9 protein-coding genes and 1 pseudogene are annotated in these 13,439 nt (G+C 47.2%); 7 read left to right on the top strand and 3 right to left on the bottom strand.

Annotated features, from left to right (window positions below; genetic code table 11):
- Positions 1–99: 99 nt before the first annotated feature.
- Positions 100–2,448 (bottom strand): helicase-related protein, encoded by a 2,349-nt coding sequence (locus AC6I8Y_RS07155; protein WP_498021256.1) that lies wholly within the window; start codon positions 2,446–2,448, stop codon positions 100–102.
- A gap of 208 nt (positions 2,449–2,656) precedes the next feature.
- On the opposite strand from AC6I8Y_RS07155, the gene AC6I8Y_RS07150 reads away from it, so the two are divergent.
- The 4 genes and pseudogenes from AC6I8Y_RS07150 (at position 2,657) to AC6I8Y_RS07135 (ending at position 6,405) form a co-directional block, all read left to right on the top strand.
- Positions 2,657–4,345 (top strand): NAD-dependent malic enzyme, encoded by a 1,689-nt coding sequence (locus AC6I8Y_RS07150; protein WP_498021254.1) that lies wholly within the window; start codon positions 2,657–2,659, stop codon positions 4,343–4,345.
- Positions 4,346–4,432: 87 nt separating this feature from the next.
- Positions 4,433–4,756 carry a DUF3392 domain-containing protein gene (locus tag AC6I8Y_RS07145; protein ID WP_042475457.1) on the top strand — a complete coding sequence of 108 codons (324 nt, stop codon included), beginning with the start codon at positions 4,433–4,435 and terminating at the stop codon, positions 4,754–4,756.
- 71 nt (positions 4,757–4,827) lie between these two features.
- Positions 4,828–5,496, top strand: coding sequence for a SanA/YdcF family protein (locus AC6I8Y_RS07140; protein WP_394152106.1), 669 nt, complete (start codon positions 4,828–4,830; stop codon positions 5,494–5,496).
- An 80-nt stretch (positions 5,497–5,576) separates the two neighbouring features.
- Positions 5,577–6,405, top strand: a pseudogene (locus AC6I8Y_RS07135) (DUF2797 domain-containing protein).
- 57 nt (positions 6,406–6,462) lie between these two features.
- Here AC6I8Y_RS07135 and AC6I8Y_RS07130 read toward each other — a convergent pair.
- Positions 6,463–7,686 carry a cysteine desulfurase-like protein gene (locus AC6I8Y_RS07130; protein WP_498021253.1) on the bottom strand — a complete coding sequence of 408 codons (1,224 nt, stop codon included), beginning with the start codon at positions 7,684–7,686 and terminating at the stop codon, positions 6,463–6,465.
- Complete coding sequence (locus tag AC6I8Y_RS07125) at positions 7,670–8,326, bottom strand: 2OG-Fe dioxygenase family protein (RefSeq protein WP_498021450.1); 657 nt, start codon at positions 8,324–8,326, stop codon at positions 7,670–7,672. The genes AC6I8Y_RS07130 and AC6I8Y_RS07125 overlap by 17 nt, the downstream gene beginning before the upstream one ends.
- A 520-nt stretch (positions 8,327–8,846) precedes the next feature.
- Between AC6I8Y_RS07125 and trxB the strand changes: the two genes are divergently transcribed.
- From trxB to cydC, 3 genes are all read left to right on the top strand, one after another.
- Entirely contained in the window at positions 8,847–9,803 is a 957-nt protein-coding gene (gene trxB, locus AC6I8Y_RS07120; protein WP_128650444.1) for a thioredoxin-disulfide reductase, read from the top strand.
- Positions 9,804–9,928: 125 nt separating this feature from the next.
- Positions 9,929–11,713 carry a heme ABC transporter permease/ATP-binding protein CydD gene (gene cydD, locus AC6I8Y_RS07115; RefSeq protein WP_498021251.1) on the top strand — a complete coding sequence of 595 codons (1,785 nt, stop codon included), beginning with the start codon at positions 9,929–9,931 and terminating at the stop codon, positions 11,711–11,713.
- Positions 11,706–13,427 carry a heme ABC transporter ATP-binding protein/permease CydC gene (gene cydC, locus AC6I8Y_RS07110; RefSeq protein ID WP_498021249.1) on the top strand — a complete coding sequence of 574 codons (1,722 nt, stop codon included), beginning with the start codon at positions 11,706–11,708 and terminating at the stop codon, positions 13,425–13,427. Before cydD ends, cydC begins: the two co-directional genes overlap by 8 nt.
- Positions 13,428–13,439: the final 12 nt, after the last annotated feature.

Raw genomic sequence — 13,439 nt, 5'->3', positions numbered from 1 at the left:
AAAAGTGATATAAAAACCCAATACGCAACATCTTCTGAACATTCGCTCAGCAATAGGCAAATTGTTGTGTAACCTGCCTTGACACCTCACTAACGGACACTACCTCAAGTCTAGCACTCTGCTTGCTTTTCGGTACTTCACTCGCCATCCCGACCAGGCAGGCAGCTCTTTGCGTTTAGGGTCATCTTTTCTTGATCCCGAATGATGACTGATTTCAACTAGTTTACCTTTACCGAAGTACTCAACCGTCAGTGTCAAACCACTCAATTGAATAACAAGCGGATACTTAGCGGCGAAGTCGGCATACTCCCATTCAGGAATGCCTTCAAACTCAAAGTCATTCGCATCGATAAGTTCAAGATCGTCGAAGCTTTCAACGCCAAGTTCGTCAAGACTACTTTGTAACCATAGAGACAGTTCTCCAGTCTCATAGCTCTGCCCTTGCCCCAATCCTAGTTCAAGATACAGTTTCCAATGCGCCATTTTTGTTGATAAGTCTTGTGCTAACCCAGGGAATAGTTGACCACTCATTATCGCATTAGCAATAACCGCAAGTGCGGCTTCTCCCTGAGGTTCACTTTCTCGTTTGGCAATTGTTCTTCCTGCATAAACTAAGGTTTCAGTGTTAATGAGGCCTGCTTCCGTCTCAACGGTCTCTCCAGCAACCCACTCACCTATCGAAAGCTCACGTAGCAAGGAGAGTTCAACCGGAACTAGCAAGGTTCCCAAGGTCATCGTCTGTTTCACACCGCGCCCTGGTAGGGAGTGCGTTGATAACACCAACGCAGATTCTGCATTACTCTTGAGTCGACTAGAGCGACCCAACAAGACCTCAATCAACCCATTACCAAGCGCCTCGCGTCGTCTCTCTCGACGCACAAACAACAACGTTGGATTGGCATTGATCATCTGCTTGATCCATTCACTTCGATCGTATCGCGATGCGACTTCTAGACTCGGCAGCTCAAATACCGATCGCATTTGCTCAGACAAACCTTGCGCTTCGCGCAAAGCATCTTGATCTGCGCTGACGCCAGAGAAGCTCTCGCCACGCAGTAAACCAACCATGATTTGCGCATCGCATCCAAACGGCTCTTCGATATCCAAGCGTTCAAGTGCTTCTTCGTTAGATGTCAGTTGATACAGCTTGCCCGTGGTGCAGATTGCTGCGGTCAAATCAATCATGACCTCTTTCAACGCCTTGGTTGGCATCTTAGTGACAAGATCGGCATAGATAGCATCAACTGGCAGTGGAGCAAGATTTCGCCCATGCTCGGTAATGCCATTATCATCAATCGCCCCTAGCTCTTTGAGCTGCATTTTTGCCGAGGCTAATGACTTATCCGGTATAGTGTCGATAAAGCTCAGGGTCTCTAACTCGTGCCCACAAACCGCGGAAGCCAGCATTGGCTCCACGATAGACTCGCGTTGTAACTCCGGTGGCGTTACCGACTCTAATGCTGCATGCTCTCCATACAAACGTACACAAATACCATTCATCATGCGCCCTGCGCGGCCCGATCGCTGCGACGCGCTCGCTTTTGAAATGTGAGTGAGCATGAGCGTCGTTTGACCATTTCGCTGGACATTACGACGCTCTAACCCTGAATCTATCACTAGCCCGATATTGGGAATGGTCAGCGACGTCTCAGCAACATTAGTAGCCAGTACCACTTTGCGCTTGTCTTGTGTGGTCATGGCTAAGCTCCGCTCATGATCCGTCACTGAGGCATGCAGCGGCGCAACAAGGATATCGTCAGTATCACAGAGAGGAGCCAATGCAGTTCTAACTTGTTGTATCTCTTTTCTGCCAGGTAGAAACACCAAGATATCACCCGATGTTTCACCAAGTTGCTCTATCACTTCCTGTTTAATTCGCGTTTCTAGATGACGACTATCAGGTAGTTGTCGACTGTCATCGCGTCGATGTTGAATATCCACGTGATAAACACGACCACTTGCCACCAGCCGCTCGGCATTGAAGTAACGCGCTAACTTCTCCCCCTCGATTGTCGCAGAAGTAATAATGGTTCGGTGTGACTGCTTCTGTTTGAGTAATGCCACCAATAGATCGGTATCCCAGCGACGCTCATGAAACTCATCCACGATAACAACCGAATATTCAGCTAACTCGTTCTCCGCGTACCAACGTAGTGCCACCCCAGGCGTTACGAATACTACCTGAGATTCCGCGGTAAAACGGTTTTCTAGCTTGATGGCGTACCCTATTTTTTCTCCGACTTTCTCTCCTAGAGATCCAGCTAAAAATTCGGCAAGTGAGGTGCAAGCGATTCGACGCGGCTCAACAACGAGGACTTTACCCTGCTCCATTGCCCAAAGCGGAAGTCTTGTAGACTTACCCGACCCTGTCTCTGCTTCAACGATAAGGTGGGAATGTACCAGCGTTTGCTTCACATCTTGTTCAATAGAATCAATAGGTAAGGTCATTGTATTTTCTGTAATCTCGGTCGAATGTCGAGAGTATACTTGTTGCTGCCGCAAGGTGCAGTACAACCTCAGTTAGCGATAGGATTTTTACGTGATATTTTCTACAATTAGTTAACATTTGCACTTCGCTTAATCTCTTAATTTGTGTTAAATTAGCGCGCTAATTGTTCCTATTTCCCGAATGACTGTTCCCATATCAGGTAACCTAATGAACAACAACAAACGACCGCTTTACATCCCTTACGCAGGTCCTGCGCTTCTTAGTACTCCATTACTCAATAAAGGCAGTGCTTTCACTTCAGAAGAGAGAATGTCTTTTAACCTAGAAGGTCTTCTTCCAGAAACGACAGAGACCATTCAAGAGCAAGTAGACCGTGCTTACAAGCAGTACACTAGCTTTGAAAATGACATGGATAAGCACATCTATCTGCGCAATATCCAAGACACGAACGAAACCCTTTTCTACCGTTTAGTCCAGAATCACATCTCGGAAATGATGCCAATCATTTACACCCCAACTGTAGGTGCAGCATGTGAGAACTTCTCGAACATTTATCGTCGTGGTCGTGGCCTGTTCATCTCTTATCCAAATCGTGATCGCATCGATGACCTACTCAACAACGCACGTAACCACAATGTTAAAGTCATTGTTGTAACCGACGGTGAACGTATCCTCGGTCTTGGTGACCAAGGTATCGGAGGTATGGGGATTCCAATTGGTAAGTTGGCACTGTACACCGCATGTGGTGGTATCAGCCCAGCTTATACACTGCCAATCGTTCTTGATGTGGGTACGAACAACCCGCAGCGCTTAGCAGACCCAATGTACATGGGCTGGCGTCACCCTCGTATCACGGGTGATGAATATCGCGCGTTCGTTGAAGATTTCATCCAAGCTGTACAACGTCGCTGGCCAGATGCACTGGTTCAATTCGAAGACTTTGCTCAGAAAAATGCAATGCCACTTCTTGAGCGCTACAAAGATCGAATCTGCTGCTTTAACGATGACATTCAAGGTACCGCTGCCGTCACTGTTGGCTCGCTATTAGCAGCTTGTAAGGCGGCTGGCAGCAAGCTGTCAGAGCAACGTGTAACTTTCCTAGGTGCAGGTTCGGCTGGTTGCGGTATTGCAGAAGCAATCGTGGCTCAAATGGTATCTGAAGGCATTAGTGACGAGCAAGCTCGCTCACAGGTCTTCATGGTTGACCGCTGGGGTCTATTGCAAGAAGGCATGCCAAACCTGTTGGACTTCCAGCAGCGCCTGGTACAAAAACATGAGCACACGCAAAACTGGGAATCAGAGAACTCTGGTTTCTCGCTTCATGACGTAATCAAAAATGCTAAGCCAACAGTGCTTATCGGTGTATCAGGTGCACCCGGCCTATTTAGCAAAGAGATCATTCAAGAGATGCATCAGCATTGTGAGCGTCCGATTGTGTTCCCACTTTCGAACCCAACAAGCCGTGTTGAAGCGACGCCGAACGACATCCTTCGTTGGACTAACGGCCAAGCACTCGTGGCAACAGGTAGTCCATTTGACCCTGTTGTCGTTGAAGGTAAAACCTACCCAATCGCACAGTGCAACAACAGCTACATTTTCCCTGGTATTGGCTTAGGTGTTCTTGCTGCTCAAGCATCTCGCGTAACCGACGAAATGCTAATGGAATCTAGTCGTGCACTGGCTGAGTGCTCTCCACTGGCACAAAAAGGCACTGGTCAGTTACTTCCGCCTCTAGAAGAGATTCATCTGGTCTCTAAGCGCATCGCTTTCGCTGTCGCTAAAAAAGCCATTGAACAAGGCGTGGCCAAAGAGTGTTCAGATGAAACACTACTCAAAGCCATCGAAGAAAACTTCTGGCAGCCAGTTTATCGTAAATATAAGCGTTCAGCGTTCTAACCTGAATCAATGTCACATGAAGGCTCTTGTTATCAAGAGCCTTTTTTTTGTTTAATGAGCCGCTAATTATGAAAAAGGAACCCTTCAATGTTGGATCTATTCGCTCCAGGTGGCAAGTTACTCTCTCCTTACCTTCTTGAAATCTCTACCGCGCTAGTAGCCTGTGCGCTGGTTGTCCTCGGTGCTGACATTAATCGTTTGATGCGTAACGTATTACGTGATACTAATTTCGTTATTCGGACAGGCTGCTTTATACTTCTTAACGCGTTTGGTTATGGATTGATCATCATAAAAGCCACGCCAGTATTAAAGAGTACTCTCAATAATATCGAACCCGGTTTGATGTTTTCCATCGTGGTTCTAAGCTTTGTAGGTATCGGCATTTGGGCTCAAAGGAATCGACAGATTTAGTGACCTTAAGATTTAACAAAGAATCTTGGCAATTAGGTAATGTTCTCCCGTTTTTGAAACGGTGCGTTCGCGTGCTTGCCATCACCCTGGTGTTATTTGTTATTTTGGTTGTCACAGTCGATCGCTGGGTGAGCTGGCAAGCCGAAGATCACTTGGTGACATCTATTGAAGAAGTGGACAACGTGCAAGTCGCTGTCGTGCTTGGGACCAGTAAATACTTAGGTCGCACGCTCAACGAATACTACTCACACAGGATAGATGCCGCGATCAATCTGTATAACGAAGGTAAAGTGTCCCACTTTTTGTTGAGTGGCGATAACGCCCATCGCTCTTACAATGAGCCATGGACCATGAAGAGAGACCTCCTTAGAGCAAATGTGCCAGAACCTGCTATTCACCTAGACTACGCCGGTTTCAGAACCCTAGACTCTATTGTTCGTGCCAAAAAAATCTTCGACACCGATAACTTTCTTATCATTACTCAGAAATTTCACTGTGAGCGTGCATTGGTGATTGCGCAGCACTATGACATTAATGCCAAGTGTTTAGCAGTCTCAGGTCCTGTTTCAAAAACAGGCTACTCTGTGCGACTTCGAGAGGTTTTTGCTCGCACGAAGGCGATGCTTGATCTGTATGTCATGAACACTCAGCCTAAGTTTCTTGGTCCCAAAGAGCCTATCGTCACGAGCGATGAGTTTATTGGACCGCTGCTTCCTAGTGAGCAAAACGAAGCCAACTAGTTTCTATACCCCGTTGATATAAGGATTTTTTAGCTTGAATTTGCTAGCATGACAGTACAATCAAAATAAAGAGTAATGTCATGTCACTACTAGCTTCAGGGACGCTGTCTAAAATGCGCGCTTCCCTAGAATCCACTGTTCAATACCGACTTCCGGTTGGTGATGAAGAGGTTGACCTTTCACCATTGATCGGTAAGACCATCACCCTAAACCACACGGGCAATATCTTTTGCGCCTCTTGCGGCAAAAAAACCAAAAAAGAGTTATTCACAAGGGCATTGTTTTGTCTGTATGAAGAAGCTGGCGAGCTGCGACATGTGCATCATGAAGCCAGAAACCTGCCACTATGATGAAGGGACTTGTCGTGAACCTGAATGGGGCGAAGCCAACTGCATGGTTGACCATTTTGTTTACCTTTCAAACACGTCGAGCCTTAAAGTGGGTATTACGCGTCACACTCAGATCCCAACGCGTTGGATTGACCAAGGGGCGACACAAGGTCTACCTATCCTAAAGGTCAAAACGCGCCAAATCTCTGGCTTAATTGAAGTAGAGCTTGCGAAGCACATCGCAGACAAAACAAACTGGCGCACACTGCTTAAACAGGATGGTGAGCCATTAGAGTTAGTTGACCAAGCGAAAGCACTTTTGCCACTTGTTGCGGATAAAATTGAAGAGATTCGCGCAAAATTCGGTGAAGACGCTGTCGTTGTGCTTGATGAGAGTATTACTCCACTGAGCTATCCGGTAAACACCTATCCGACCAAAATCACATCACACAACTTTGATAAGCAGCCGTTAGTGACGGGCTTGCTACAAGGTATCAAGGGGCAATACCTGATCCTTGATACCGGCGTGATTAACATTCGTAAATTCACGTCTTACGAAGTGGAAGTCAGCGCTGAGTAACACTTATCACTCGTAACGCATAAAAACAGCCCGCATTACGCGGGCTGTTTTTTCTAATTAAAGGCTTTCAAGCGTATCGAAGAACCGGTCTACTTCTTCAAGAGTGTTGTAGTGCATAAATCCAACACGAAGTACGCCACCTTTATCTTCCAGTCCTAACTGCCTCACCAAACCCAGAGCATAGAAATGCCCATTCCAGACGCAGAGGTTATGCTCACCTAGTGCTTTGGCAAGCAGCTCCGGTGAGTGTTTAGAAGAGCGCAGAGCAAAGGTTGGAGTGCGCTTTTGATGATCGCAGTTCTCGGCTCCATAGAGCGAGACTGATTCAACCTTTGATAATCGCTGTAGGAAATAGCGGCTTAATTGCTCTTCATGAACGCCAATATCCTTCATAGCACTAGCTAGCTTCTTTCGAAGTGAATCCCCTTCCCCCCAAGACGCCAGATAGTCCACAGCGGCAATAAATCCTGCGAGTGCTTCAAAGTTCTGAGTACCCGTTTCAAACCTTCCCGGACCAATATCTGTCGCGGGTTCAACCTTGTATGGACGAAGAGATTGCAACCAATCAGAGGCTACGAACGCCACGCCCAAGTGGGGACCAAAGAACTTGTATGCCGAGCAAACTAGAAAGTCGCAACCTAGTGCCTCTACATCCACAAGGCCGTGCGGTGTATAGTGAACGGCATCAACATAAACAGCAGCGCCATAGCGCTTTGCCATCTCAACGACGCGACGAATATCCGTAATAGTGCCTGTTGTGTTTGAGGCATAAGTAATGGCAATCAAGCGCGTCTTTTCATTGAGCAGTGATTCAAGGTGAGTTAAGTCTACTGAACAGTCTTTTGGATCGACTTTCGCTTGCTTAACTGTTGCCCCTTTATCTTCTGCCGCTTGCTCCCAACTGGACACATTAGAGTAGTGATCAAGTGCAGTTACGATCACTTCATCCCCAGCTTGCCAATCACGAGAAATAGCGCGGCTCAACTGGAATGTTAGTGACGTCATATTGGCGCCGAACACAATATTGTCCGCCGTCGGTGCATTGAGAAGCGCACGAGCGTGTTCTCTCGCATCAGCAACCAACTCAACGGTACGTTTGCTCGAAAAGTAATGACCACCGAGGTTCGAATTATAGAACCCTAAGTACTCGTTCATGGCCGTCAGCACGCTTTGAGGAACCTGAGAGCCTCCTGGACCATCAAGAAAAACCACAGGCTTATTGTTATGAGTTTGACTCAGAGCGGTAAACTGAGCGCGAGCGGTATTAGGAGTGAAGCGCATTTTTCGGACCTTTTGCAGTAAGAACGAAGACATCCATGTAGCCTTCATGTTGCTCATCAACACAACGAATTGGCGTCGCGTTATGCCATAAACGAGAGTCATCCAAAATAGCGACTTCACCAGCGGCCAGCACTTTTTTAAAGAATGGCGCCTCCTTGTGACCGCTATAAAGCATAATGTCGCCACCAACAATGTTTTGGCGCCCGACTCCAACCAAAGCAATATGGTCAAAACCGTCTTGGTGCACGCCTTCTGGTGCTACCTCTGTTTCGTCATAAACCGCTGCGATTCGAATCTGATGGATTTCGATTTCCTGTCCGTTCGGCAGGTCATTGGTGCGCACAAAAAGGGACACAAGCTCCTTCATCGCATCGCTTTGCAATGTCGATGCTAGAATTGGTTCAAACTGCCTGACTACATCGCCTTGAAAGTGATTGTAGTGCTCTGATTGCACAAAGCTGCTATCTCCAGTATCTAGGATCTCGCCATCGCGGTAGTTAATCACAGAGTATCGACGCAAGCGATATTGACCATCTGCATGTTGAGTATTAGGTAAGGTTGCAAAAGTCGGTGCTAACTGTTCGATTGCTCGTCCACTAAGACTAGTGAGATGTAAGGTACTTTCGCTTGAGTGCAGCATCATTAACTCCATTTAATGTTATGTTGAATTTCAATATTTCACATTTCATTTACATACCATTAAATATCACTAATCCTGCAAGATCAACTTTTGACAGCACCAAATCCCACTAAAACTTACATTTAAGATGTTATGACCGCGATTTGCGCACTATATAGGATTACCCTCCAATTGCAGTTCTGGCTGCACTCGAAATCTAGAACAGTTCACTAGCATAATAACCACATATATTTTATCGGGTTATTCAAAACCCAACGCAAAATAGCGCCAAGATCACAAAACCAGCAACAACCACTACATCTTCACTATATGGTAGTGATTACGACTGTTGCTATTGGATTATTGAACAACAGAAATGAATCAACTGTGGCAGCTCTGCTTTGGTTTGTGACCAATCGACCAAAATATCACCGTTCATTGCAAATCTAGTATTGATTCTTAACCCTCAACCCCAATATATTAGGTAGCAAAGCCTCACCCACCCGTGGTGTTGATAAGAATAGAGAAAGTGAGAAAAACTATGGCTGACACAAAACACTGTAAATTGCTGATCTTAGGATCTGGTCCTGCGGGTTATACAGCCGCTGTCTACGCAGCGCGAGCGAATCTTGAACCTGTACTAGTGACTGGGATGCAGCAAGGTGGCCAGCTAACCACCACCACGGAAGTTGAGAACTGGCCAGGCGATGCCGAAGGTCTAACCGGTCCACTGTTGATGGAGCGCATGCAAGCTCACGCAGAAAAGTTCGAAACTGAGATCATTTTTGATCACATTAATGAAGTCGATTTTAGCGAGCGTCCATTTAAGTTAACTGGCGATAGCCAGAGTTATACTGCGGATGCTGTCATTATCTCAACAGGCGCGTCCGCAAAGTACCTTGGTCTTGACTCAGAAGAGGCATTTAAAGGTCGCGGTGTTTCAGCATGTGCTACTTGTGACGGCTTCTTCTACCGTAACCAAAAAGTAGCGGTTGTGGGTGGTGGTAACACTGCTGTTGAAGAGGCACTGTACCTTTCAAATATCGCCTCTGAAGTACACCTCGTTCACCGTCGTGACAGTTTCCGTGCTGAAAAGATCCTAGTTAAGCGTCTAATGGACAAAGTCGAGAGCGGCAATATTGTCTTACACACAGATCGCACTCTAGAAGAGGTTGTCGGCGACGACATGGGGGTTACTGGTATTCGCATTAAAGACACACAATCCGATCTCGTTGAGCAAGTCGACGTAATGGGTGCCTTCATTGCGATTGGTCACCAGCCAAACACCTCTCTATTTGAAGGTCAGCTAGAGATGAACAATGGTTATATCGTTGTACAATCGGGCTTAGAGGGCAATGCAACCCAAACTAGCATTCCTGGTGTTTATGCCGCTGGTGATGTTATGGATCACAACTATCGTCAAGCCATCACCTCAGCAGGTACTGGTTGTATGGCAGCGCTGGATGCAGAACGCTTCCTTGACGCCCAAGACTCTTAAGAGACTTGCTCTTTTCACCAGCAGCTCATCAATATTGAAAATTGAAAACCCATAGGTATAACCTCTGGGTTTTCTTTTGTATAATCGCTGGTTCTATTAATAATAATACTCATTAAGCCTTCTACATGGATAAGAAAAAACAACGGAGCTTGAATAAGTGGCTCAAAGAGCAAAGTAAGCTAGCAAAACGCTGGCTTATAATTGCGATAGGGCTCGGCGTTCTTTCAAGTCTGTTCCTTCTCGCGCAAGCCGCGCTTATCGCCACCATTCTTCATCAACTTATTATCGAACATGTCGATAAACATGAACTGATCCCCCACTTTGCTGGACTTGTTGTCGCCGTCGCAGGACGTGCTGCCTGCGCTTGGGGTCGTGAGATTGCGGGCTTCAAATGCGGCGAACAAGTTCGTATTTACATAAGGCAGCTAATACTCGACAAGCTTAGAGAACTCGGTCCAACATACATCAAGGGCAAACCTGCCGGTACTTGGGCGACTCTAGTACTTGAGCAAGTCGAAGAGATGCAAGAGTTCTTCTCCAAGTATCTTCCTCAAATGTCACTTGCTGTTGCCGTTCCTGTTATTATCTTGGTGGTTGTGTTTCCAATCAACTGGGCAGCGGGTCTTATCTTCCTTGTGACCGCTCCTCTAGTTCCTATCTTTATGGCTTTGGTGGGAATGAAGGCGGCTGATGCCAACCGTAGGAACTTCAAAGCGCTACAACGCCTTTCTGGTCACTTTTATGACCGATTGCAATCAATGACGACCATACGTCTTTTCAATCGCACCAACGCAGAAACGGAAGTGCTACATGGCGCATCTGAAGTATTTCGTAAGCGTACTATGGACGTTCTGAGACTGGCCTTCTTGTCTTCCGCTGTGCTTGAGTTTTTCACCTCTATCTCGATTGCAATCACCGCTGTTTACTTCGGCTTTAGTTACATTGGCGAACTTAACTTCGGCCACTACGGAGTAGGCGTTACCCTCTTTGCTGGTTTGTTTATTCTTATCTTGGCACCAGAGTTCTATCAACCACTGAGAGACTTGGGCACCTTCTATCATGCCAAGGCACAAGCGGTAGGTGCTGCGGAAAGTATTGTTGAGTTTCTCGATCTTGAAGTCGCAGATCTACCTAATGGTCAACAACCATTAAACAAGGATACGATAACCATCAGTGCAGATAACCTCGAAGTCTACAGTCCTGATGGAACGAAGCTCGTAGGGCCTGTGAGCTTTGATCTTGATGCCAACAAAGCCACCGCATTAGTCGGCCCTAGCGGCGCTGGCAAAACCAGTTTAATCAACGCTATTCTCGGCTTCATGCCATACGAAGGCTCGCTCAAGATAAATGGTGTTGAGCTCAAATCTTTAGACCAGCATTCATGGCGTCAAGCTATCAGCTGGGTGGGACAGAACCCATTGCTTCTGCACGGCTCCATTTGGGATAACGTGACTCTTGGCAACCCTGACGTGAGCGAAGCCCGAGTTAATGACGCCCTGCTCGCTTCGTTTTCAGCTGAGTTTGTCGAAAAGCATGGCCTCAACTATCAAATTACCGACCGCTCTGGTGGTTTGTCTGTTGGCCAAGCTCAGCGCCTGGCACTGGCTCGAGCTATGGTCCAAAACGGCCAATTCTGGTTACTCGATGAACCAACGGCGAGTTTAGATGCTAAGAGTGAACGCTTGGTTACTCAAGGACTACACACCTCAACAGCGGGTAAAACGACCTTAATGGTGACGCACCAGCTTTCACAGCTTAAAGAGGTCGACAATATCCTTGTGATGAACAAAGGCCAAATTGAGCAGCATGGTGACTACACCTTGTTAGCCTCAAATGATGGTCTTTTCAGAACCATGCTTTCCGCACAACAATCTGCAAAAGCCCAAGATAAGGGGAATCTAGATGCGTGAACTTCTCCCTTACCTGAAACTGTATAAGAAGCATTGGTTTGGTCTCTCTCTCGGTATGGTACTCGCGTTCTGTACCCTGTTTGCTTCTATTGGTTTGCTGACACTTTCCGGTTGGTTCATCTCGGCTTCGGCTGTCGCTGGTCTGACGATTGCTCGTGAAACGTTTAACTACATGCTTCCCGGTGCAGGCGTGCGTGGCGCCGCTATGGCGAGAACCGCTGGCCGCTGGGGTGAGCGTGTTGTCAGCCACAATGCGACATTCAAACTACTGACTGACCTGCGCATTTTCTTCTTTAGGAAGCTGGCACCGCTTATTCCAGGTAAAGCGGTTAACATTCGCGATGCAGATATGCTTAACCGACTGGTTGCCGACGTCGATGCCATGGACCATGTCTATCTAAGACTAGTGAGCCCTATCATCGTTGGTGCTTTTGGCATCCTGTGTTTGACGGCTGTGCTGTGTTGGTTTGATATGACACTGGGCTTAACACTGGGCGCTATCTTGATGCTGCTTCTCGTGCTTTGGCCAGTTATCTTCTACCGCCTTGGTAAAAGCAATGGTGAAGCACTGACTCTGAACAAAGCCGATCTCAGGATCAAAACGCTAGACTGGCTGCAAGGTTATAGCGAGTTAACTCTGTTTGGCGCTGAGTCGCGCTATCGTCAATCCATCATAGAGGCTCAAAACAAGCTGTTATCGAACCAGTTTGTGCACGCTAAGATTTCTGGTATGGCGCAAGGTCTATTGATTCTGGCAAACGGCTGGTTGCTGATTCTTATGCTGTGGCTAGCGGCCGATGGTGTGGGCGGTAATCAACCTGATCCACTTATTGCGCTTATGGCATTTGCCACCATGGCGAGCTTTGAACTGCTCATGCCTATCGCAGGCGCATTCCAATACCTAGGCCAAACGCTGACGTCAGCAAAGCGTCTGAACGAAGTTATTTTGGCAGAGCCTGATGTCACCTTCCCTGCGGAGTCTGTCTCTCACGATAATGCGTTCTCAATTAAGGTGAACAACGCAACATTTCGCTATCCAGATGCGAATCAACCCGCACTAAGAGAGTTGAATCTCGATATTCCTGCTGGTCACAAGCTTGCGGTCGTTGGTCAAACGGGCTCGGGTAAATCAACATTACTGCAGCTGATTACCCGCTACTGGGACGTTAATGAGGGTTCTGTCGAGCTCGCAGGTCACGATATTCGCTCATGGAGTGAAGCCCAGCTTCGTCAATCCACCAGCATTGTGAGCCAGAAAGTCGATATCTTGAACGGAACACTACGCGACAACTTGTCGATGGCAAAACCTGATGCATCCGATGAGGAGCTCGCACAAGTGCTTGCTCAAGTTGGCTTAGAGCACCTTAACCAAGACTCAGGCTTAGATGCATGGCTTGGCGAAGGTGGTCGACAGCTTTCCGGAGGCGAGAAGCGTCGAGTTGGGATTGCCCGAGCGCTGTTGCATGATGCACCGATATTGCTTCTTGATGAACCTACTGAAGGCTTAGATAAGAAGACAGAGCAGCAAATCATGTCGTTGTTTGAATCGAAGTTTGCGGGTAAAACGGTGATCTTCATTACGCACCGTCTAGTGAACCTCGATACCTTTGATAAGGTCTGCCTGTTAGAAGATGGCGAGGTGCTCGAGCTTGGTCATCATGACGAGCTCTTAGCTGCGCACGGACGCTACTTCGAACTGCATCAAACTCTATAGCGCACTTACCTT

Source organism: Vibrio sp. KUL78, from assembly GCF_059725505.1.
This window is presented reverse-complemented; position numbering and strand designations above follow the sequence as displayed.